General features: G+C 70.1%; 19 protein-coding genes and 2 tRNA genes. 18 read left to right on the forward strand and 3 right to left on the reverse strand.

Annotated elements, in window-relative coordinates; genetic code table 11:
• Window positions 1-176: 176 nt before the first annotated feature.
• The 10 genes from ACK1X7_RS39005 (at window position 177) to ACK1X7_RS39050 (ending at window position 9,090) form a co-directional block, all read left to right on the forward strand.
• On the forward strand, window positions 177-632 hold the full coding sequence (locus ACK1X7_RS39005) for a TIGR02611 family protein (protein WP_385156422.1): 456 nt from the start codon (window positions 177-179) through the stop codon (window positions 630-632).
• 66 nt (window positions 633-698) lie between these two features.
• Window positions 699-770: transfer RNA gene (locus ACK1X7_RS39010), tRNA-Val, on the forward strand.
• A gap of 275 nt (window positions 771-1,045) precedes the next feature.
• Window positions 1,046-2,326, forward strand: coding sequence for an ABC transporter substrate-binding protein (locus ACK1X7_RS39015; protein WP_413116383.1), 1,281 nt, complete (start codon window positions 1,046-1,048; stop codon window positions 2,324-2,326).
• Between the two features lie 11 nt (window positions 2,327-2,337).
• On the forward strand, window positions 2,338-3,339 hold the full coding sequence (locus ACK1X7_RS39020) for a carbohydrate ABC transporter permease (protein WP_413116384.1): 1,002 nt from the start codon (window positions 2,338-2,340) through the stop codon (window positions 3,337-3,339).
• A gap of 172 nt (window positions 3,340-3,511) precedes the next feature.
• On the forward strand, window positions 3,512-4,315 hold the full coding sequence (locus ACK1X7_RS39025) for a carbohydrate ABC transporter permease (protein WP_385157132.1): 804 nt from the start codon (window positions 3,512-3,514) through the stop codon (window positions 4,313-4,315).
• Between the two features lie 103 nt (window positions 4,316-4,418).
• Window positions 4,419-4,967 (forward strand): hypothetical protein, encoded by a 549-nt coding sequence (locus ACK1X7_RS39030; protein WP_413116385.1) that lies wholly within the window; start codon window positions 4,419-4,421, stop codon window positions 4,965-4,967.
• A gap of 164 nt (window positions 4,968-5,131) precedes the next feature.
• Window positions 5,132-7,894, forward strand: a complete 2,763-nt coding sequence (locus ACK1X7_RS39035) for a Tat pathway signal sequence domain protein (protein ID WP_413116386.1) — start codon at window positions 5,132-5,134, stop codon at window positions 7,892-7,894.
• Between the two features lie 34 nt (window positions 7,895-7,928).
• A complete protein-coding gene (locus tag ACK1X7_RS39040; protein ID WP_385157129.1) occupies window positions 7,929-8,417 on the forward strand; it encodes an SRPBCC family protein in 489 nt (162 codons plus the stop codon).
• Window positions 8,418-8,484: 67 nt separating this feature from the next.
• Window positions 8,485-8,559 (forward strand) — tRNA-Val (locus tag ACK1X7_RS39045).
• Window positions 8,560-8,718: 159 nt separating this feature from the next.
• Window positions 8,719-9,090 carry a VOC family protein gene (locus ACK1X7_RS39050; protein WP_351902648.1) on the forward strand — a complete coding sequence of 124 codons (372 nt, stop codon included), beginning with the start codon at window positions 8,719-8,721 and terminating at the stop codon, window positions 9,088-9,090.
• Between the two features lie 102 nt (window positions 9,091-9,192).
• Here ACK1X7_RS39050 and ACK1X7_RS39055 read toward each other — a convergent pair whose 3' ends face one another.
• On the reverse strand, window positions 9,193-9,918 hold the full coding sequence (locus ACK1X7_RS39055; RefSeq protein ID WP_385149491.1) for a 3'-5' exonuclease: 726 nt from the start codon (window positions 9,916-9,918) through the stop codon (window positions 9,193-9,195).
• Between the two features lie 258 nt (window positions 9,919-10,176).
• Here ACK1X7_RS39055 and ACK1X7_RS39060 point away from each other — a divergent pair, with 258 nt between their 5' ends.
• The 4 genes from ACK1X7_RS39060 to ACK1X7_RS39075 all read left to right on the forward strand — a co-directional run bounded on the left by ACK1X7_RS39060 (window position 10,177) and on the right by ACK1X7_RS39075 (window position 14,706).
• A complete protein-coding gene (locus tag ACK1X7_RS39060; protein ID WP_385149537.1) occupies window positions 10,177-10,659 on the forward strand; it encodes a DUF4365 domain-containing protein in 483 nt (160 codons plus the stop codon).
• Window positions 10,659-11,861, forward strand: coding sequence for a hypothetical protein (locus ACK1X7_RS39065; RefSeq protein ID WP_390793513.1), 1,203 nt, complete (start codon window positions 10,659-10,661; stop codon window positions 11,859-11,861). The genes ACK1X7_RS39060 and ACK1X7_RS39065 overlap by 1 nt, the downstream gene beginning before the upstream one ends.
• Window positions 11,862-12,068: 207 nt before the next feature.
• Entirely contained in the window at window positions 12,069-14,048 is a 1,980-nt protein-coding gene (thrS, locus tag ACK1X7_RS39070) for a threonine--tRNA ligase (protein ID WP_385149497.1), read from the forward strand.
• Between the two features lie 91 nt (window positions 14,049-14,139).
• A complete protein-coding gene (locus ACK1X7_RS39075) occupies window positions 14,140-14,706 on the forward strand; it encodes an HIT family protein (protein WP_385149500.1) in 567 nt (188 codons plus the stop codon).
• Window positions 14,707-14,789: 83 nt separating this feature from the next.
• Here the strand turns inward: ACK1X7_RS39075 and ACK1X7_RS39080 are convergent, their stop codons facing one another.
• Both ACK1X7_RS39080 and ACK1X7_RS39085 read right to left on the reverse strand, forming a co-directional pair.
• The gene (locus ACK1X7_RS39080; RefSeq protein ID WP_361508888.1) at window positions 14,790-16,442 is read right to left on the reverse strand and encodes a hypothetical protein; all 1,653 of its coding nucleotides are present in this window, start codon (window positions 16,440-16,442) and stop codon (window positions 14,790-14,792) included.
• Window positions 16,443-16,675: 233 nt separating this feature from the next.
• Entirely contained in the window at window positions 16,676-18,883 is a 2,208-nt protein-coding gene (locus ACK1X7_RS39085) for an elongation factor G-like protein EF-G2 (RefSeq protein WP_390793512.1), read from the reverse strand.
• Between the two features lie 149 nt (window positions 18,884-19,032).
• Between ACK1X7_RS39085 and pgsA the strand changes: the two genes are divergently transcribed.
• The 4 genes from pgsA to ACK1X7_RS39105 all read left to right on the forward strand — a co-directional run bounded on the left by pgsA (window position 19,033) and on the right by ACK1X7_RS39105 (window position 22,555).
• Window positions 19,033-19,758 (forward strand): phosphatidylinositol phosphate synthase, encoded by a 726-nt coding sequence (gene pgsA, locus ACK1X7_RS39090; protein ID WP_385149540.1) that lies wholly within the window; start codon window positions 19,033-19,035, stop codon window positions 19,756-19,758.
• Window positions 19,755-20,708, forward strand: coding sequence for a phosphatidylinositol mannoside acyltransferase (locus tag ACK1X7_RS39095; RefSeq protein ID WP_385149506.1), 954 nt, complete (start codon window positions 19,755-19,757; stop codon window positions 20,706-20,708). Before pgsA ends, ACK1X7_RS39095 begins: the two co-directional genes overlap by 4 nt.
• A complete protein-coding gene (locus ACK1X7_RS39100) occupies window positions 20,705-21,865 on the forward strand; it encodes a glycosyltransferase family 4 protein (protein WP_385149509.1) in 1,161 nt (386 codons plus the stop codon). Before ACK1X7_RS39095 ends, ACK1X7_RS39100 begins: the two co-directional genes overlap by 4 nt.
• A 132-nt stretch (window positions 21,866-21,997) precedes the next feature.
• Window positions 21,998-22,555: a hypothetical protein gene (locus ACK1X7_RS39105; RefSeq protein WP_385149512.1), complete on the forward strand. Its 558-nt coding sequence runs from the start codon at window positions 21,998-22,000 to the stop codon at window positions 22,553-22,555.
• Window positions 22,556-22,737 lie beyond the last annotated feature (182 nt).

Below are 22,737 nucleotides of genomic sequence, written 5' to 3' on the forward strand. Positions count from 1 at the left end.
TTCGCTCAGTGTGCGCTCGGGGATTCGCACGTCGGCGAAATCGACATGCCACCTACGGTGCCGTTGTAAACCCCTCTGACCGTTTTGCGGCGCTTCCGGTAGCTCTTGCGGCCCAGCTCCGACATGGCTACTACCGCCGTTCCGGTGACTTCAAATGATCAGGTAGGTTGGGTCACATGAATGCGGAGAGTGACGGGCGGCGGGGGGCTGCCGAAACGGCATCCCAGGCCGCGACGGGGGGCGATGAGCCGAAGCGGGAGCCGGTGTGGGGTTCCCGGGCGCCGCGGTTCATCAAACGGTCGCGGCCGCTCCATCTGAGCTGGCAGGTCGGCGTCTTCATCGTCGGCCTCGGGGTCGTGGTCCTGGGCATCATTCTGCTGCCCCTGCCCGGTCCGGGGTGGCTGGTGATCTTCGCCGGAATGGCGATCTGGGCGACCGAGTTCGTCTGGGCCCAGTTGGTGCTGGCCTGGACCAAGCGCAAGGTCACCGAGGCGGCGCACCGCGCGCTGGATCCGAAGGTGCGCCGGCGCAATCTCATACTGACCACGATCGCGGTGGTGATCTGCGCCGCGGCGGTGACGGTCTACGTGTGGAAGTTCGGCATCGTGATGCCGTGGAAGATCGAGCAGTGACCGGTCCGGGGTCGTAGGACTGGTCATGAGCACGGTCCGGCATACGCTAATGTTGGCCGTGCGCCAGGGCGATTAGCTCAGTGGGAGAGCGCTTCGTTCACACCGAAGAGGTCACTGGTTCGAACCCAGTATCGCCCACCCTGGACCGAGGGCCCGGAAGGCATCAGCCTTCCGGGCCCTCGGCGTTCTCGCATGCCCCAAGGTGTCGGCGGCTGTCCGAAGGTGTCCGGTGACGGGAAGCCGTCGATGCCGTCCGGCGCAGGTTGTCGAAGCGCTTCGCCTCAATCCTGATCGATCCTGTCCGAACCGTTGACGTACGCCTCACTGGTCCCTAACTTGTCCCGGCAAGCGCTTGCCTAAAACGTTTCAACCAACGAGGGCGGTCGGACGGCCTGCCCGTGGAGGGGCGTGTCATGGGTGCTCGGCGATGGACGGCGAGGGCGGGAGGGGTCCGCGCGGCGGCGGCCGTGGTGGCCGCGCTGGGGCTGCTGGCCGCCGGCTGCGGCGGGGGGAGCGGCTCGGGGGGCGGCAAGGTCACCATCCGCTACTCCTGGTGGGGCGCCAAGGACCGCGCCGAGCTGATCCAGAAAACGGTGAAGCTGTTCGAGGAGAAACATCCGAACATCAAGGTCAAGACGGACTTCTCGGAATACACCGACTTCTGGAGCAAGTTCAACACCCAGGCCGCGGGCGGAAACGCCCCCGACGTCTTCCAGAACTCCTACGCCTTCCTGCGCAAATACGGCGACAAGAACCTTCTCCTGGATCTGAATGGTCAGGCCAAGGCCGGAAATCTCAGCCTGAAGGGATTTCGTAACGGGCTGGAGAAGGCCGGGGATATCGACGGCAAGCTCCTCGGAGTGCCGGTCGGGGCCAATACCTTCGCCCTCTTCTACAACCCGGACGCGTTCAAGAAGGCCGGAGTGACCGTCGAGGACGGATGGACCTGGGACGACTTCTTCACGGCCGCCAAGAAGGTACGCAAGAGCGATGACACGCGCTACGGGGCCAGCGACAACGCCAATGTGATGTACCTCTACGACCTGTATCTGCGGCAGAACGGCAAGGCGTTCTTCACCAAGGACGGCAAGCTCGGCTTCACCAAGGACGACCTCGCGAAGTGGTGGAGCCGGTGGCAGCGGCACGCCGAGGCCGACGAGCTGGTGCCGGCCAAGAAGGCCGAGCAGGCCAAGCCCAAGGCGTCGATCAGCGCCGATCTGTCGGCCTCCGAGTTCACCTGGGACAACTTCCTGGTCCGCTTCGCCGCCGAGACCAAGACCCCCCTCGACCTCGGGCCCATCCCGACCACGGACGGCAAACGGACCGGCCAGTACCTCTCCTCGCTGATGCTCAGCGGCTCCGCCCGCACCCAGCACCCCGAGGAAGTCGCCCAGTTCATCGACTTCATGACCCATGACCCCGAGGTGGGCAAGGTCATGGGCTACAACCGCGGCATCCCGGCGACCACCACCCAGTACGACGCCTACCAGCCGCGGGGCGTCGACGCCAAGATCGCCGCGTATGAGAAGAGCGTGAGCGCCGAGCTGGAGCCGATCACCCCGCATCCGGCCGGTGCCGATGTCGCCGAGGCCGCCTTCTTGAGGATCTACACCCAGGTCGCGCTGGGGCAGACCTCGATGGACAAGGCCGTCGACCAGTTCTTCGACGAGGCCGAGTCCGCGCTCGGCTCGTGAGGAGAGCTTCCGTGACATCGACCACGACGCGTACGACGGACGGAGCGCGGCCGCCCACCGGCAAGTCCCGGGCCATGGCCGCCCCCGGCCGCCGCCCCGCCCCCGCGGCGGGGCGGTGCCGGGGCCGCCGGGAGAACCTCGCGGGCTATCTCTTCCTGACGCCCTGGTGCATCGGGATCCTGCTGCTCACCCTCGGCCCGATGCTCGTCTCGCTCTATCTGGCGTTCACCGACTACAACCTCTTCGACTCGCCGCGGTGGATCGGGTTCAAGAACTTCCAGGACCTCTTCCAGGACGACCGCTGGTGGACTTCGGTCCAGGTGACGCTGAAGTACGTACTGATCGGCACCCCGCTGAAGCTGGCCGCGGCGCTCGCCGTGGCGCTGCTGCTGGTCAAGCCCCGTAAGGGCCAGGGCTTCTACCGTTCGGCGTTCTACGCCCCCTCGCTCATCGGGGCCAGCGTGAGCGTCGGCATCGTCTGGCGGGCGATCTTCAACGACGATGCGATCGTCGACAAGTCGATGAGCCTCTTCGGATGGGACGTCGGCGGCTGGATCGGCGACCCGGACTGGGCGCTGCCCACCCTCATCACCCTGACCGTCTGGCAGTTCGGTGCGCCCATGGTGATCTTCCTGGCCGGGCTGAAGCAGGTGCCGGGCGAACTGTACGAGGCCGCCGAGATGGACGGCGCAGGACGCTGGCGGCGATTCCGGTCCATCACCCTGCCGATGATCTCCCCGGTGCTCTTCTTCAACCTCCTGCTGGAACTCATCCACTCGTTCCAGGTCTTCACCTCGGCGGTGGTGATCGCCGGGTCGGGCACCAACACCGGCGGTCCGGGCGACTCACTGCTGGTCTACGGCTGGTACCTCTACGAACAGGGCTTCCGCAATCTGCGCATGGGCTACGCCGCCGCGATGGCCTGGATGCTGATGCTCGGCATCGGCCTGGTGACCGCCGTGCTGTTCAGGACCCAGCGCGGCTGGGTGCACTACGAGGAGGAGGCCGGATGAGCGTGTCCCGGCGCGCCGCGCGGGCCGGACTGAGGAGCCGCGCGGCGACGAAGGAGCGAGCAGTGACGAAGGAAGCCCGCGCAGGGGAGCGCGCCGGGACTGAGCGGGAGGCGCCGTGAGTGCTTCTGCGACGGTCGGGCGGCAGCGCAGGGCGCGCTCCGTGATCTGGCATATGGGGGCGCTCGCCGTGCTGGCGGTGATCCTCTACCCCGTGGTGTGGGTGATCGGCGGCTCGTTCAAGCCCGGAGACCAGATCATCGGCAGCCTCCAGTTGCTGCCCACCGATCCGATCACCGACAACTACCGTCGGCTCGGCGATGGCATCGCGGACGTGCCGATCTCGACCTTCTTCACCAACTCGCTGCTGATGGCGGGCGGTTCGGTGATCGGTGTGCTGTTCTCCTGCTCGCTGGCGGCCTACGCCTTCGCCAGGATCCGCTTCGCGGGGCGCGACGCGCTCTTCACGCTCATGATCTCCACCCTGCTGCTGCCGTTCCAGGTGCTGATCATTCCGCAGTACATCCTGTTCCAGAAGCTGGACCTGATCAACACGTATGTGCCGCTGCTGCTCGGCAAGTACCTGGCGGCGGACGCCTTCTTCGTCTTCCTGCTGGTGCAGTTCATGCGCGGGCTGCCCCGGGAGCTGGACGAGGCGGCCCGGCTGGACGGCTGTGGCCATCTGCGCATCTACTGGAACATCGTGCTGCCGCTGTGCCGCCCGGCCCTGATCACCAGCGCGATCTTCACCTTCATCTGGTCCTGGAACGACTTCATCGGACCCCTGCTCTACCTCAACGAACCGGACAAGTACACGGTCTCGCTGGGTCTGAAGCTCTTCATCGACCAGGACTCCGTCGCCGACTACGGAGGCATGGTCGCCATGTCGCTCGTCGCCCTGCTGCCGGTGCTGCTGTTCTTCCTGGCCTTCCAGCGCTATCTGGTCGAGGGCGCGGCGACCTCCGGACTGAAGGGCTGAGGCCCTCATGGGACAAGCCACGGGACAAGCCACGGGACAAGCCACGGGACAGGCCACGGGACAGGCTTTGGGAAGCGCCGCCGTACGAGGCACTGCGCGGCGGTTGCGCTTCGCGCTGTTCGCCGAATGTCTGCTGACCGGCGTCTGGATGGTGCTCGCGGCCCTGCCGGTGATCACCCTGCTGCCCGCATTCGCCGCCGGGTGCGCCCACCTTCGCCGCCATCTGGACGGTGAGCGGTCCACCTGGCGGGACTTCCTGACCGGGCTGTGGGAGGCCGCCCGCAGCGGCTGGCGGTTCTCCCTGCTGTGGTGGGCGGCGCTCGCGCTGCTCGCCTTCGATCTGCGGGTGGCCCGCACCGGAGCCCTGCCCGGCGGGCCCGCGCTGATCGCCGTCAGCGTGGCGGGCCTGCTCGCGGTGCTCGTCCTCGGGCTGCGGACGGCGACCGTAAGGCGGCCCGGCACCGCATGGCCGACCGCCGCTCGTACCGCTGCCCGCCAGGGCCTGGCCGCCGACCTGGGCGGATCGCTGCTGCTCATCGGCGGGCTCGCGGTGCTTGCCGTCGCCGCCTGGCAGATGCTGCCGCTGATCGCCCCGGCGGCGGGCGCCCTCGCGGGCTGTGCGGTCGCGGTGGAACGCCGCGCCCGCGTCTGACCCGCCGCAACCCGCTCCCGGCGCCACCTGCCTCCCGGCGGGCGCCACCTGCCTCCCGGCGGGCGCCACCTGCCTCCCGGCGGGCGCCACCTGCCGCCCGCCCCCAGTGCCGCCGCCCCCCGCTCATGTCATGCACCTGCCCCTGTACGAAAGGTGAAGCGGACATGCCCCCGATCCCCCGACGCAACCTCCTCAAGGCCGCCGCCGTCACCGGCGCCGCCGTACCGTTCTCCTGGCTGCTCGCCAAGAACGCCCCGCAGGCCGCCGCCGACAGCCCCGCCGCCAAGTCCGCCGACGAGCCCGTGGACATCAACTGGCTGGAGGACGGCGGCCTCGGCGCGGCCGCGGGCTCCACCTTCGGCGTCCCCTGGCCCAAGGGCACCCACCCCGGCGACCGGACGTTCGCGCTGACCACCGCCGACGGCAAGGAGGTGCCCCTCCAGACGTGGGCCACTGCCCACTGGCCCGACGGCTCGCTCAAATGGACCGCGCACGCGGCGGGGGAGGGGCTCACCGGCAGCGCCTACAAGCTCACCACCGGCACACCCGCCGCGCCCGCCAAGAAGATCACCGTTGCCGAGAGCGGCGGCCGGATCACCGTCGACACCGGAGTGATCAGGGCCGTGATCGGCAAGGACGGCCAGAGGCTCGTACGCTCCGTCACCCGCGGCTCCACCGAGATCGCCCGCGACGGCCGATTGGTCCTGCTCCGCCAGGGCGACCTCGACGACGGCGACCACGGCAGCGCCGCCTGGGAGCGGTTCGACGGCGAGATCAGCGGGGCGAAGGTCGAGCAGCGGGGCCCCGTACGCGCCGTCGTCCGCATCGACGGCAAGCACCGCAAGGGCCGCCGGGCCTGGCTCCCCTTCAGCGTCCGGCTCTACTTCTACGCGGGCGCCGACTCGTTCCGCATGGTGCACACCATCACGTACGACGGCGACCAGACGGCCGGTCATGAGTCCGGGGACTTCATCCGCGGCCTCGGCGTCCGCTTCTCCGTACCGATGCGCGACCAGGCGTACGACCGCCACATCCGCATCGGGGGCGAGGGCAGGGGATTCCTCACCGAGGCCGTCAAGGGCGTCACCGGGCTGCGCCGCGACCCCGGCGCGGGCGTCCGCACCGCCCAGGTCAAGGGCGAGAAGCTGCCCGACCCGGCCACCTGGGACCAGCGCGTCGCCTCCCGGCTGCACCTCATCCCCACCTGGGGCGACTACACCCTCGCCCAGCTCTCCGCCGACGGCTTCACCCTGCGCAAGCGCACCAAGCCCGGCCACGGCTGGATCGCGGCGGGCGGCGGCGGCCGGGCGAGCGGCTTCGGCTACGTCGGCGGGGTCAGCGGCGGACTCTCCTTCGGACTCCGCGACTTCTGGGAGAAGTTCCCGGCCCAGCTCGACATCCGCGGCGCCGCCGGGGACGCGGCCGAGGTCACCCTGTGGCTCTGGTCGCCCCAGGCCCAGCCCATGGACCTGCGCTTCTACCACGACGGCATGGGCCAGGACACCTTCCCCGAACAGCTCGAGGGCCTCGAGATCACCTACGAGGACTACGAACCGGGCTTCGGCACCCCCTACGGCATCGCGCGCACCAGCGAACTCACCTTCTGGGCCAACGCGGCCACCCCCGACGCCGACACCCTCGTCCGGCAGGCCGCCGCCGTACGCACCCCGCCCCAACTGGCCGCAGGCCCCGCCGACATCGCCCGCGCCAAGGTCTTCGGCGGCCTCTTCGCCCCCGTCGACCGCTCCACCCCCGCCAGGGCCAGGATCGAGGACCGGCTGGACTTCCTCTTCGACTACCACAAGGGCCAGGTCGAACAGCGCCGCTGGTACGGCTTCTGGGACTTCGGCGACATCATGCACACCTACGACGGGGACCGGCACCAGTGGCGGTACGACGTCGGGGGCTACGCCTGGGACAACTCCGAGCTCTCGCCCGACCTGTGGCTGTGGCTGGCGTATCTGCGCTCCGGCCGCTCCGACATCTTCCGCTTCGCCGAATCCATGACCCGGCACACCGGCGAGGTCGACGCCTACCACCTCGGCGAATGGGCCGGGCTCGGCACCCGGCACGGCGTCCAGCACTTCGCCGACAGCGCCAAACAGCAGCGCATCTCCACCGCCTTGTACCGCCGCTACTACTACTTCCTCACCGCGGACGAGCGGACCGGCGACATCATGCACGCCCTCGTCGACTCCGACGAGACGTTCCTCGTCCTCGATCCCCTGCGCAAGGTCCGCGAGGACCCCGACTACGAGCCCGATCCGCACGCCCTGTCCATCGGCTTCGGCACCGACTGGAGCGGCCTCGCGGGCGCCTGGCTCACCGAATGGGAGCGGCGCGGCCCGAAGGCGAAGAAGGCCGAGGCGCGGCTGCGCTCCACCATGGAGACCATCGCGGCCCAGCCCAACGGCTTCGTCCAGGGCAGCGGGCTGTACGACCTCGACACCGGTAAGTACGCCATCGAGGACGAGCCCAAGGTCAGCGTCTCCCATCTGTCCGCGGTCTTCGGCCTGGTCGAGGTCTGCGCCGAGGTGATCGAACTCATCGACCTGCCGAAGTTCAAGGAGGCGTGGCTGGACTACTGCCGTTACTTCAACGCCACCAAGGCCGAGCAGAAGGCCCGCTACGGCACCGACTTCGGCTCCCTGATCCTGGTCCAGGGCCACTCACGGCTCGACGCCTACGCCGCCGTCCAGCTCGGGGACGAGAAGCTGGCGGCCCGCGCCTGGCAGAAGTTCACCGAATTCCACGAGGGCGACGGCTACCCCGATGCCACCACGAGCTGGAAGACGGTCGAGCTCGAAGGCCCGCGGGTGCTGGAGCCCGGCGTGGAGGCGGCCTGGGTGAGCACCAACGCCACCGCCCAGTACGGCCTGGCCGCCATCCAGAACCTGGCGCTCGTCGGCGACAAGCTGCCGGGCTAGCCACGCGGTCCCGGTTCCGACGACACTTGAGGGCATGGACTGGTGCCATTACCGCTTCCACAGCCGATGGGACCTCGACGCCGCCCCCGCCGCCGTCTTCGCGGCGCTGGCGAACGGCGACGACTATCCGCGGTGGTGGCCCCAGGTCCGTGAGGTCCGGCGGATCGACGAGCGCAGCGGCGCCGCCCGCTTCCGCTCCCTGGTCCCGTACGACCTGCGGGTGACCGTCAGCGAGGCACGCCAGGACCCGGCGGACGGCGTCCTGGAGATCGGCTTCTCGGGCGATCTGGAGGGATGGGCGCGCTGGACGGTGCTGCCCCATGGGACCGGCACCCGCGCCCTCTTCGAACAGGAGGTGGTGGCCCGCAAGCCGCTGCTGCGCCGCCTCGCGCTCCCCGGCCGTCCGGTCTTCCGGGCCAACCACGCCCTGATGATGCGCTCCGGGCGGCGGGGGCTGCGGGCACATCTCGCCGCACGGCCCGCCGGTCCGGCCTCCCCGCCCTCCGGTGGGCATACGGTTTGAACCAAACCCGCCGCGACCTGTATTGTTCAGGTCGTTCCACCGGGGGAGACCCTGATGGGGACAACCCGGGCGATTAGCTCAGTGGGAGAGCGCTTCGTTCACACCGAAGAGGTCACTGGTTCGAACCCAGTATCGCCCACCACCCCATGAGGCCGGGCCGCCAGCAGGCGGCCCGGCCTCATGTCTGTCCGCATGTCTGTGGGCATGTCTGTCCGCCGGCAAGGCCGGTCCGTGTGCTTGTACGGCCAAGAGCTGGGTATCCGGATAAAACTTCCGTGGGTGACGATATGGAGGGGAACTCATGGCCGTAGCCAGCGCAGCCGTCCTGTCCCTGGACTGTGCCGAACCCGAAGAGCTCGCCGAGTTCTACGCCCGGGTGCTCGGCGCCGAGATCCAGCCGATGACCACCCCCGACCGGATCGAGATCGTCGCACCCGGCGGGTCGCGGATGGCGTTCCTGCGGGACCACGGCTTCGCCCCGCCGAGCTGGCCGCGGCCGGACGACTCCCAGCAGGCACATCTGGACCTGCTGGTGGAGGACATCGACGCCGCGGAGCGCCAGGTCATCGACCTGGGCGCCCGCCCGCTGGACACCAAGAACAACGGCGGCCCGCGCGACACCCGGATCTACTCCGACCCGGCGGGCCATCCCTTCTCGCTCCGCCGCGCCTGAGCTCCCTGCTCGCTCCTCCGCGCCCGAGCCCCCTTCTCGCTCCGCCGCGCCTGAGCTCCCCTCTCGCTCCGCCGCACCCGAGCGTCAGGCCGCACCCGAGCGTCAGGCCGCGGCCGCGAGGTCGGGACGCAGCGGCCAGGCCGGATCGCAGACCTCGTCCGAGCCGTTGAGCGCGAACCACGCTTGCAGCCCCCGGGCCTGCGCCGCGTACCAGACCGTCTGGCGGGCGTGCAGCTCGGCGGGTGTGAGCGTCTCCAGCCGGGAGGCGAACCGGCGGCCCACCGCCCGCACCACATGCAGGGATGCCGCCGCGTCAGCCGCCGCTTCATGCGCGCCGGTCAGCTCCACCCCGTAATGCGCGCACAGATCGAGCAGGGTGCGGCGGCCCTTGCGATAGCGGTCCAGATGCTTGTCCAGCACGCGCGGATCCAGCACGCTCATCGAGCGCAGCGAAAGATAGCCCGCCAGACTGGAGTTGCGATGCCGCTTCAACTCCCGGTCCAGCAGGGTCAGATCGAACGGCGCGTTCATCACCACCAGCGGGGTGCCCCGCGCGGTCTGCTCGGCTATCGCCCGCGCCATCTCGTCCATCACCGGCGCCGGCCATCTGCCATGACTCTGTAGATGGGCATCGGTCAGGCCGTGTATCTCGGTGGCGGCCGGCGGCACCGGCACCCCCGGACTCACCAGCCAACGCCGGATCTCCGGCAGACTTCCGGTCCCGCGCTGTACCACCAGCGCCGCCGACACGATCCGGTCATGCTCGACATCGACACCCGTGGTCTCCGTGTCAAAGGCGGCAAGCGGCCCCTCGAACCAGGACGGCATGGCCCCAACTCCTCGTGCTTTTCCCGTCGATGACTCCTGCATCCCGCCCCGACCAGGTGATACCCGGAGCGAGCACCTCGAACCGCCGCTGTTTGCCGAGGTCCTGACGCGGAGACAACACAGGTGTACGTATGCCGGCGACGACCGGAAGGCGTCACGGACATGACGCTCGCGAAACCCGACCCGGCCCCGACGGTGAGCGGCCTTGCCCTGAGCGGATCACCCCCCGTGCGTGGCCAGATCGCGACCACCGCATGCATGGAGACCCTTCAGGTGGGGTATCTGCACGCGGTCGCCGCCGCCGCGGGCTGCTCACTGGCCCAGCCCTTTCCCGACCACGGCATCGACTGGCATGTCAGCCACAGCGCGCCCGGCCACGCCGTGGACGACGAGGTCACCATCAAGGTGCAGCTCAAGGCCACGTACCAGATCGCACCGGACCCTCCGGGCCCGACCTTCGCCTTCACCCTCGACAACGACCACCTGATCAAGCTGGCCCGCAGCCCGGTCTCCGTGCACAAGATCCTCGTGGTGATGATCGTGCCGCGCAGCCAGGAGGACTGGCTGCGAGCCGGGCATGACCGACTGTCCCTGCGCCACTGCTGCTACTGGATCAACCTGGCCGGCCACTCGATCACGGGCCGCCGCCGGACCACCGTGCGGATCCCGACCTCGCGGGTCTTCGACGACCGCGCGCTCTGCGAGATCATGACCCGGGTCGGGGCGGGAGGGAGACCGTGATGGACCGACCGTGGCCCCAGGACGACCCGGCACCCCCGACCGTCCCGCACCCCGACGAGACCGATCCGGCCGTCCTCGGCGCCCTGCTCGCCCGGCACGGCTGGCGCCGCCGCGGCGGCACCCCGGGGCGCTACGCCCGCTGGACGCCGCCGGGCCGGACCGCGGGCGCCACCAGCCTGCTGGTGCCCGAGAGCCGGGACTTCCCCGACAGCGGCGATCTGCTCGGCGAGGCGTTGACGGCGCTCAGCCGAAGCGCCGCCCCCTCCGCCCGCGAGGTGCTCACCGGCCTCGCCGTGCCCAGCGATGAGATCCGCTGGCGGCGCGAGGTGCCCGAATCGCCCGGCGGCACCTCCGCCTGGTCCGCGCAGGAGCGGCTGCGCGCCGCCGCCCGCGGCACCCTGCTGGCCGCGGCGCTCGCCGCCCGGGGCCGGGCGGGCTACTACGGCGCCCGGCACCGCCGCGCCGCCGAGGCATCCCTGGAGCGGGTGCTGACCGGGCCCCCGGGCGCGGATTCCGGCGGCCGCGAGCTGACCGTCTTCGTGCCCGTGGAGGAGGACGGCCGCGCCACCGCCGTCACCCTGCTGCGCGCGCTGTACGCCCTCCGTGACGCCGCCGACTACCACCGGACGACCGGCGGCATGGAGGTGTACGACGCGGCGGTCGCGGCCGGGGCCTGCCGGGAGCTGACCGAGGCGGTGGTCGCGCTGGTCCAGGGCACGGAGGGGGCGAGGGTGGCGCTGGAGTGGTCACCGGCCGCCGGTCCGCCGCCGGGGTTCGCCGCCCGGCCCGATCCGGTGGAGTTCTCGCCCGGCGATCTGCCGGGGCTGCGGGAGGCGGGCGCCCGCTATGTCCGGGACGAGCCGGCGGTGCCCGTATGCCTCACCGGTGCGGTGGTGCGGCTGCGCCGTACCGGCCCCGGCGGTCCCGGGACGGTGCGGCTGCGGGTGCTCTCCGGGGCCGATGTCGCACAGGTGCGGATCACCCTGGACGAGGAGGACTACCGGATCGCCGGCCACGCCCATCTGGTGGGGCTGCCGATCCGGGTGCGGGGGCGGCTGGAGAGCCGCGGCGGCTTCCGGCGGCTCAGCGGGGCCACCGGCGTCACCCCGGTCCAGGTGGACGAGGCCGAGCGGGACCGGCTGGTCAAATCGCTCCAGGAGAACCTGGACTTCTTCGAGGAGGCATGCGGCGGCGGCCCCTGACCGGCCGCCCCGGCCGTGACGGCGGTCGTCCCGGTCCGTGACGGCGATCGTCCCGCGCGGTGACGGCGATCGTCCGGGTCCGTGACGGTGGTCGTCCCGCGCGGTGACGGCGTGCACAACCGTTTCGCGGTCCCACCCGTCGGCTCGGTACGATTCACGCTGCGCCGCATTCGCCGCGGTGAGCCATCCATCAGTCAGGAGAGACCGGTGTCAGACGTCCGTGTGATCATCCAACGCGATTCCGAGCGGGAAGAACGCGTGGTGGCCACGGGCACTACGACGGCGGACCTCTTCTCCGGCGACCGCTCGATCGTCGCCGTACGCGTGGCCGGGCAGCTCAAGGACCTGGCGTACCAGCCGGCCGAGGGCGACGAGATCGAGCCCGTGGAGATCACCAGCAAGGACGGCCTGGACATCCTGCGCCACTCCACCGCGCATGTCATGGCCCAGGCGGTGCAGGAGCTGTTCCCCGACGCGAAGCTGGGCATCGGCCCGCCGATCAAGGACGGTTTCTACTACGACTTCGACGTCGAGACCCCGTTCCACCCCGACGATCTCAAGCGCATCGAGAAGAAGATGCAGGAGATCCAGAAGAGGGGGCAGCGGTTCTCCCGCCGCGCGGTCACCGACGACGAGGCGCGCGAGGAGCTGTCCGCCGAGCCCTACAAGCTGGAGCTGATCGGGCTCAAGGGGTCGGCCGCGGACGCCGCCGAGGGTGCGTCGGCCGAGGTCGGCGCGGGCGAGCTGACCATCTACGACAACCTCGACGCCAAGTCCGGCGAGCTGTGCTGGAAGGACCTGTGCCGCGGTCCGCACCTGCCGACCACCCGGAACATCCCGGCCTTCAAGCTGATGCGCAGCGCCGCCGCGTACTGGCGGGGCAGCGAGAAGAACCCCCAGCTCCAGCGGATCTACGGCACCGCCTGGCCGACCAAGGACGAGCTGAAGGCGTACCTGGACTTCCTCGCCGAGGCCGAGAAGCGCGACCACCGCAAGCTGGGCGCCGAGCTTGACCTGTTCTCCTTCCCCGACGAGCTGGGCTCGGGCCTCGCGGTGTTCCATCCCAAGGGCGGCGTGATCCGCAAGGAGATGGAGGAGTACTCGCGGAAGCGGCACGAGGAGTCGGGGTACGAGTTCGTCAACACCCCGCACATCACCAAGGCCAAGCTCTTCGAGACCTCCGGCCATCTGCCGCACTACATGGACGGCATGTTCCCGCCCATGGAGTTCGAGGGCCAGGACTACTACCTCAAGGCCATGAACTGTCCGATGCACAACCTGATCTTCAGGGCGCGCGGACGGTCGTATCGCGAGCTGCCGCTGCGGCTCTTCGAGTTCGGCACGGTCTACCGGTACGAGAAGTCCGGCGTCGTCCACGGTCTGACCCGGGCCCGGGGCTTCACCCAGGACGACTCGCACATCTACTGCACCAAGGAGCAGATGGCCGATGAGCTGGACAATCTGCTCACCTTCGTGCTGGACCTGCTCCGCGACTACGGCCTGAACGACTTCTATCTGGAGCTGTCCACCCGGGACGACTCCGACAAGTTCATCGGTGGGCCGGAGCAGTGGGAAGAGGCCACCGAGGAACTGCGCAAGGCGGCCGAGAAGCAGGGCCTGGAGCTGGTCATGGACCCGGGCGGCGCGGCCTTCTACGGCCCGAAGATCTCGGTCCAGGCCCGGGACGCGATCGGCCGTACCTGGCAGATGTCGACCATCCAGGTCGACTTCAACCAGCCGGAGCGGTTCGAGTTGGAGTACACCGCGGCCGATGGCTCGCGTCAGCAGCCCGTCATGATCCACCGGGCGCTCTTCGGTTCGATCGAGCGCTTCTTCGCGGTGCTGCTGGAGCACTACGCGGGCGCCTTCCCGGCGTGGCTGGCCCCGGTGCAGGCGGTTGGCATCCCGATCGGCGACGGCCATGTGCCGTACCTGGAGCAGTTCGCCGCGCAGGCCAAGGCGAAGGGCCTGCGGATGGAGGTGGACTCGTCCTCGGACCGGATGCAGAAGAAGATCCGCAACGCGCAGAAGTCCAAGATCCCGTTCATGGTGATCGTCGGTGACGAGGACGTGGCCAACAACGCCGTGAGCTTCCGCTACCGCGACGGCTCGCAGAAGAACGGCATCCCGATGGACGAGGCGCTGGCCGAGATCGCCGACGCCGTGGAGCGCCGGATCCAGGTCTGATCCACTGCGGTCTCCCATGGAGGCCGGGATTCCGAGGGGCGGCCCTGACCAGGGCCGCCCCTCGGCTCTTCCTCACCGCGGCCGGGCGAATATGCTGGCCCGCATGACGAGTGAGCCGGAACAGCAGATCGGAGTGGGGACGCCTGACGCGTTCCAGCGCCTGTGGACGCCCCATCGGATGGCCTACATCCAGGGGGAGAACAAGCCGACCGGCCCGGGCGCGGGCGATGGCTGTCCGTTCTGCTCCATTCCGGAGAAGTCGGACGAGGATGGCTTGATCATCGCTCGAGGCGCCTCCGTGTACGCCGTGCTCAATTTGTACCCGTACACCGGCGGCCATCTCATGGTCGTCCCGTTCCGGCACATCGCCGACTACACCGAGCTCACCGCCGAGGAGACGATCGAGCTGGCGGAGTACACCAAGGCCGCCATGACCGCGCTCCGTACCGCCTCGGGTGCGCACGGTTTCAACATCGGCATGAACCAGGGCACCGTCGCCGGAGCCGGGATCGCGGCGCATCTGCATCAGCATGTGGTGCCGCGCTGGGGCGGGGACACCAACTTCATGCCGGTCATCGGCAACACCAAGGTGCTGCCGCAACTCCTCGCCGACACCCGCCAGTTGCTGGCCGACGCCTGGCCGCAGGCCCAGGGATAGCCACCGAGCCGTATGCCGTATGCCGTATGAGGAAGGCCCCGGCCACGCGGCCGGGGCCTTCCTCATACGGTGCGTACGGCGGCTTACGCGTCGTACAGGTCGGCCTTCTTCGGGGCCGCCTCCTGGATCTGGCCGCTGAGGGCCAGCGAGCGGTTGCCGAAGCGCTCGGTGTCCACGCCGTGGTGCTTGAGCACCCCGAGGGCCGCCTCATGGACCACCCGCAGCACCGGGGTGGCGGTGCGCAGCGCGTCGTCCGCCATGAAGCGGTGCCGCCAGGGCTTGTCCGCCCAGGCGTGCCGCAGACCGAACGGCTCGGGCAGGACCAGCTTGCCCCCGAGGTAGTCCAGTATCGGCGGATACCAGGTGAAGGGGGCGCGCGCGGTCAGCCGCACGACCTCCTTCGCGTTCACCAGCGGCAGCGGGATGGACTTGGTCTCCCAGAACCGGAAGGTCTTGGAGACCGTCTTGCTGGGCGCCGACGGCTTGTTGTGGAACAGCGGATGGATCGGCCCCAGCGCATGCCCGGTGACCTCGATCCGCAGCGTCTTGTGCAGGAGGGTCACCGTGATCATCAGGGTGATCACCAACTGGCCGTCCCAGAGCACGAACTGCACACCCAGGTAGTGCCGGTCCCCGGCGCCGAACTGCTGCTTGTCGCAGATCCGCTGGAGCTCGACGCCCTTTATCTGGAAGCCCTCCTCCTCGGAGGTGCCGCCGCGCTCGACGGCCTTGGCTCCCTCGCCGATCGGCGAGACCACCCAGTGGCGCACGGAGGGCTTGGGGAAGCCGCCGGTGTGCAGCGGGGTGCGCTCCAGCATGCGCAACTGGTCATGGATCGCCCGTATGACGTCCCAGCTACGGAAGGGGTCGATCTCCTTGTCGGGGTCGGCCGAGACCAGGTCCTCGGCGAGCTGCCAGCTTCCCCAGCGGGTGCCCATGCCCAATATGCCCTTGGGGCCGGCGTAGAAGACCACATTGCTGTGCTGCTCGGCGGTGAGCTTGTGAAGCGCCTTGCGCAGCTCCTCGGCGGCGGTCTGGCCCGGGTGGTTGGGCACCGTCTCGGGCACCTTGGCGCCGATGCCGCCGCCGGAGAGCAACCCGCCCCAGGAGTCCCGGAGCTCCTTGGCGGTGCGCTCGCAGATCTGCTTGGCGATGTACCAGCCGATCACGGGGGCGACCACGACACCGCGCAGATATATCCCCCAGAAGCCGCTGAAGGGCAGCTTGATCAGGAAGATGAGGACCATCACGCCGAGCGCCACCAGCAGCGCGGTGCCCAGTGCCCCCATCCGCTTGTCCTGGGCCCCGGCGATCGAGCGGCGCAGTTGGAAGACGCCGAGCCAGAGCAGTGTCCCGGGCAGGAACAGCACCCCGAAGATCACCATGACGGCGGTGAGCCGGGCGTCACGGGTCTTGCGGATGCGGTTGGCGGCCAGACAGTGCTCGACGACCGTCTGGGGCTCTATGCCGAAGGACTGGATCACCTGGCCCCGGCCGCCGCCGAGCATTCTCATCTGGACGGCGCGCGCGAACGCCTCGCCCAGATTCGGCTCGAAGAGCGACATTCTCGGTGCCTTGACCTCGGAGACCGTCCACTCCGAATTGGCGTCGAGCAACTTTGCCACGGGGTCGTCGCGGTAGGCGGCCGAGGCGAGTGCCTGGGTCGCTGCCGTCTGTCCCGCCGCTCCCGACAGGGGAACCTGCGCCCCGGGACTGAAGTCGAATCCGTCCGTCACCAACGCCCCCAATACGGCACGCTCTTGCGCTGCGACCTCAGCGTATCCGGGGTGTGCACCACCTGTCGCCAGTGCGTGTGCGGCCTGTGGAAAACCCTGGTGGAGAAGACCGCCCGCAGGCCCGCCGCCGGGCGACGGAAGGCAAAGGCCCGCCCGCCCCGGCGCGGTGGGGCGGGCGGGCCGTGAAATACGCCCTGGACCGACCGTGAGATACGCCACGGGCGGGCCGTGAACTACGCCTCGGCGGACACCTGTTCGCGCATCTGCTCGGCCAACTGATGGGGCATCGCCTCATGCCGGGCGTAGCAGCGGTTGAACCGTCCGGTGCCGTGCGACAGCGATCGCAGATCGACCGCGTACCGGCCAATTTCGATCTCCGGCACATCCGCCTTGATCAGGGTCTGTCCACCGCCCGACTGTTCGGTGCCGACGACCCGGCCGCGCCGGCCGGACAGATCGCTCATGACGGCGCCGACATAGTCGTCCGAGACCAGCACGCCCAGCTCGACCACCGGTTCCAGCAGGTCGATCCGGGCATCGGCGGCCGCCTCGCGCAGCGCGAGCGCGCCCGCCGTCTGGAAGGCGGCGTCGGAGGAGTCCACCGAGTGTGCCTTGCCGTCCAGCAGCGTGACCCGCACGTCGACCAGGGGGTAGCCGGCCGCGACGCCGCGCGCCGCCTGGCCGCGCACGCCCTTCTCGACGGACGGGATGAACTGCCGGGGCACCGCGCCGCCGACGACCTTGTCCACGAACTCGATGCCCGAGCCCTCCGGCAGCGGCTCCACCTCGATCTCGCAGATCGCGTACTGGCCGTGGCCCCCGGACTGTTTGACATGGCGGCCGCGCCCGGCCGACTTGCCCGCGAAGGTCTCACGCAGCGAGACCTTGTACGGCACCGCGTCCACCTGGACTCCGTACCGGCTGCGCAGCCGTTCCAGCGCGACGTCCATATGCGCCTCGCCCAGGCACCACAGCACCACCTGATGGGTGTCCGGGTTCTGCTCCAGGCGCATCGTCGGGTCCTCGGCGACCAGCCGGGACAGGCCCAGCGACAGCTTGTCCTCGTCCGGTTTGCTGTGTGCCCGGATGGCGACGGGCAGCAGCGGATCGGGCATCTGCCAGGGCTCCATGAGGAGCGGCTGGTCCTTGGCCGAGAGGGTGTCCCCGGTCTCGGCGCGGGTCAGCTTGGCCACGCACGCCAGATCGCCCGCGATGGCCTGGGCGAGGGTGCGCTGCTGCTTGCCGAAGGGCGCGGACAGGGCGCCGACCCGTTCGTCCACGTCGTGGTCCTCATGGCCGCGGTCCTCCATACCGTGGCCGGAGACATGGACGGTCTCGTCGGGGCGGAGCGTGCCGGAGAAGACCCGCACCAGGGAGATCCGGCCGACGTACGGATCGGAGGAGGTCTTGACCACCTCGGCGGCCAGCGGACCGTCCGGATCGCAGCTCAGCGGCGGGTGTGCGGCGCCCTGCGGGGTGGTGACGGCGGGCGTCTCGCGCTCCAGCGGGCACGGGAAGCCCCCGGTCACCAGGTCCAGCAGCTCGATGGTGCCCAGGCCCTGCTTGGACCCCTCGACGGCGGGCGCCGCCGCCAGTACGGGGTGGAAGCTCCCGCGTGCGACGGCCTTCTCCAGGTCCTCGATCAACGTCTTGACGTCGATCTCCTCGCCGCCGAGATAGCGGTCCATGAGGGTCTCGTCCTCGCTCTCGGCGATGATCCCCTCGATGAGCCGGCCGCGGGCCTCCTCGATCAGCGGAAGCTGGTCCTCCCGGGGCGGCGATTCGGTGCGCGTCCCCGAGGAGTAGTCGAAGACCCGCTGGGTGAGCAGCCCGATGAGGCCGGTCACCGGGGCGTGCCCGTCGGGCCCCGGCTCGCCCCGCAGCGGCAGGTACAGCGGCAGTACCGCGTCGGGGTCGTCGCCGCCGAAGCTGTCCCGGCACAGCTCGGTCATCTCCTCGAAGCTGGCGCGGGCCGCTTCCAGGTGGGTGATCACGATGGCGCGCGGCATGCCGACGGCGGCGCACTCGTCCCAGATCATGCGGGTGGCCCCGGTGATGCCCAGGGCGTCCTGGGCGGCCGAGACAACGAAAAGGGCCGCGTCCGCCGCTCGCAGACCGGCCCTGAGTTCCCCGACGAAATCGGCATAGCCGGGGGTGTCCAGGAGATTGATCTTCATCCCGCCCCATTCGACGGGGACCAGGGAGAGCTGAATCGAACGTTGCTGCCGGTGCTCGATTTCGTCGTAGTCGGAGAGGCAGCCGCCGTTCTCGACTCTGCCCGCCCGGTTGACCGCGCCGGTCGCCAGTGCGAGGGCCTCCACCAGCGTCGTCTTTCCCGTCCCACTGTGGCCGACCAGAACCACATTCCGCAGGGAGCTGGGCCGGTCGGCCGCCGCTGCCCTTCCGGCGGCCCCTGGGTGTGTACTCGTCTTGTCGCCCATGTGTCTCGCCTCCCGGTCGACACCTTGCGATACTTCGAGCTTTCCACCGCTGTAACGGTGCGTCCATACGTCACACATGCGGCCGTAGCGCGCGGGTGGTCACGGAGCTGTCCGACAGGTGCACGGCGCCCCTCCGGGGCGTGGCTACGATGGGCGCTCCGGTGGCCTCTTGGTCACCCGGCCCGTATCGACCCCCCGGGAAGGCCATGCTGAACAAGTACGCGCGTGCATTCTTCACGCGTGTTCTCACACCGTTCGCCGCCCTGCTCATCCGTCTGGGGATCAGCCCCGACGCGGTGACCCTCACCGGCACCGCCGGCGTGTGCGCGGGCGCACTGGTCTTCTACCCCCGGGGGGAGTTCTTCTGGGGAACGGTCGTCATCACGCTGTTCGTCTTCTCCGACCTGGTCGACGGCAATATGGCGCGGCAGCTCGGGCGCTCCAGCCGCTGGGGCGCCTTCCTCGACTCCACACTGGACCGGGTGGCCGACGGCGCGATCTTCGGTGGTCTGGCGTTGTGGTACGCGGGCAGCGGGGACGACAATGTGCTGTGTGCGGTGACGATCTTCTGCCTCGCCAGCGGCCAGGTGGTCTCGTACACCAAGGCACGCGGCGAGAGCATCGGGCTGCCGGTGAACGTCAACGGGCTGGTGGAGCGCGCCGAGCGACTGGTGATCTCCCTGGTGGCCTGCGGCTTCTCGGGGCTGCACAAGTTCGGCGTGCCGCATATCGACATCCTGCTCCCGATCGCGCTGTGGATCGTGGCCGTCGGCAGCGCGGTGACCCTCGTCCAGCGGGTGGTGACCGTGCGCCGGGAGGCCGCCGAGGCCGACGCCGAGGAGCGGGCGGTGCCCCAGGGGGGCGAGACGCGGTGAAGGACAGGCTGACCGACGCGCTGTACGGGCTCGGCTGGAGCGCGGTCAAGAAGCTCCCGGAGCCGGTCGCCGTGCGCCTCGGGCAGCGCATCGCAGACGAGACCTGGAAGCGGCGCGGTAAGGGCGTGCTGCGGCTGGAGGCCAATCTGGCGCGGGTGGTGCCGGACGCCTCGCCCCGGCGGCTGGCCGAGCTGTCGCGGGTGGGCATGCGCTCGTATCTGCGCTATTGGATGGAGTCCTTCCGGCTTCCGGCGTGGAGCTCCGAGCGCATACAGAGCGGCTTCGACGTCAAGGACGTGCACTATCTGGTGGACGGTCTGGCCGAGGGCCGGGGCGTGGTCCTGGCGCTGCCGCATATGGGCAACTACGACCTCGCCGGGGCCTGGGTGACCACACATCTGGGGGTGCCCTTCACCACGGTCGCCGAGCGGCTGAAGCCGGAGTCGCTGTACGACCGGTTCGTGGCCTATCGCGAGGGGCTGGGCATGGAGGTGCTGCCGCACCAGGGCGGGAGCGCCTTCGGGACGCTGTCCCGGCGGCTGCGCTCGGGCGGTCTGGTGTGCCTGGTCGCCGACCGCGATCTGTCGGCCTCGGGCGTGGAGGTGTCGTTCTTCGGCGAGCGGGCGAAGATGCCCGCCGGGCCCGCCGCGCTCGCCCTCCAGACCGGTGCCCTGCTGCTGCCGGTGACCCTCTGGTACGACGAGTCGCCGGTGATGCGCGGGCGGGTGCATCCGCCGGTCGAGGTGCCCGGGGACGGGAACCGCGCGGAGCGGACCGCCGTCATGACCCAGGAAGTCGCCGACGCCTTCGCCTCGGGGATCGCCGAGCACCCGGAGGACTGGCACATGCTCCAGCGGCTGTGGCTCGCGGATCTGGATCGCGGTCCCGGAAGCCCTGGAACTCCCGGAAGTCCTGGCAGTCCCGGCAGTCCTGGAATGGAGAAGCCTTGAGGATCGGGATCGTCTGCCCGTACTCCTGGGATGTCCCAGGCGGCGTCCAGTTCCATATCCGCGATCTGGCCGACCATCTGATCCGGCGCGGCCACCAGGTCTCCGTGCTGGCCCCGGCGGACGACGAGACCCCGCTGCCGCCGTACGTGGTCTCCGCGGGCCGCGCCGTGCCGGTGCCGTACAACGGCTCGGTGGCCCGGCTGAACTTCGGCTTCCTGTCGGCCGCGCGGGTGCGCCGCTGGCTGCACGACGGCCGCTTCGACGTCATCCACATCCACGAGCCCACCTCGCCCTCGCTCGGCCTGCTGGCCTGCTGGGCGGCCCAGGGGCCGATCGTCGCGACGTTCCACACCTCCAATCCGCGCTCCCGGGCCATGATCGCGGCGTATCCGATCCTTCAGCCGGCGCTGGAGAAGATCAGCGCGCGCATCGCGGTGAGCGAGTACGCGCGCCGGACGCTGGTGGAGCACCTCGGCGGCGACGCGGTCGTCATCCCCAATGGCGTCGACGTGGACTTCTTCGCCGACGCCGAGCCGAAGGAGGAGTGGCAGGGGGAGACGATCGGCTTCATGGGCCGGATCGATGAGCCCCGTAAGGGGCTGCCGGTGCTGATGCGCGCCCTGCCGAAGATCTTCGAGGCCCGGCCGGGGGCGCGGCTGCTGATCGCCGGGCGCGGCGACGAGAAGGAGGCCGTGGCCGCCCTGCCGGCGCCGCTGCGGGAGCGCGTCGAGTTCCTGGGGATGGTCAGCGACGAGGACAAGGCCCGGCTGCTGCGCAGCGTCGATGTCTATGTCGCGCCCAATACGGGCGGCGAGAGCTTCGGCATCATCCTCGTCGAGGCCATGTCGGCGGGCGCCGCGGTCCTCGCCAGCGATCTGGACGCGTTCGCCCAGGTGCTGGACGGGGGAGCGGCGGGTGAGCTGTTCGCCAACGAAGACGCCGACGCCCTGGCGGCGGCCGCGGTGCGGCTGCTGGGCGACGACAAACGGCTGGCCGAACTGCGGGAGCGGGGCAGCCGGCACGTACGGCGCTTCGACTGGTCCACGGTGGGGGCCGACATCCTCGCGGTCTACGAGACGGTGACGGACGGGGCGGCGTCCGTGGCCGCGGACGACCGTACGCGGCTGTGGGCGCGTCTGGGGCTCGCCAGGCCCTAGCGGCCCCGGGGGCTGGCGGCCCCGGGGCCGCCCGGGAGGGGCGTACGGCGCCGTACAAGGCCGCTACGAGCGGCCCCGGCGTGCGGGCTCCACCCCGGACTCCCGGGGCGCCAGGCGGTAGCGTGGCGGGCCGTGAGCACCTTGATCTGGATCGCGGTCGCGCTGGTCGTCATCGCCGTCTACCTGAGCTGGACCGCCGGACGCCTCGACCGGCTGCACAGCCGGCTGGACGCGGCGCGGGCCGCACTCGACGCGCAACTGCTGCGGCGAGCCTCCATCGCACAGGAGCTGGCCACCGCCGGAGTGCTCGACCCGGCCGCCTCGATCGTGCTGTACCAGGCCGCGCACGCCGCCCGGCAGTCCGAGGAGGAGCACCGCGAGGTCGCCGAGAGCGAGCTGAGCCAGGCGCTGCGGGCCGTCTTCCAGGACAGCGCACAGGCCGAGGCGGTACGGCAGGCGCCGGGCGGTGAGGACGCGCTGGGGGAGCTCGCGGAGTCGGTGAGGCGGGTGCCGATGGCCCGGCGGTTCCACAACGACGCGGTGCGCGCGGCGCGGGCGCTGCGCCGCCATCGCACGGTGCGCTGGTTCCGGCTGGCGGGTCATGCCCCGTTTCCGCTGGCCTTCGAGATGGACGACGAGCCTCCGACGGCGCTTGGGCGGGTGCCCGGCGCCGAGGAGGCCGAGCGCTGATGGAAGCCGTGCGGTGCGCCGGTAGCGGAGCCCGCCCCCTGACACCTTCCGCGCACTGAGGATTCACCGGCTGTTTCGAGCCACCGGCCTTCGATTGGCCCTTGCCGTGCCCCGGCCCGAGCCGCTTTTGTCATTCGTGTAGCACACACGCTCGCGACCTGGACCAGATGGCCGGGTCATGT

The organism is Streptomyces sp. CY-1 (genome assembly GCF_047218265.1).
GTDB lineage: Bacteria > Actinomycetota > Actinomycetes > Streptomycetales > Streptomycetaceae > Streptomyces > Streptomyces niphimycinicus.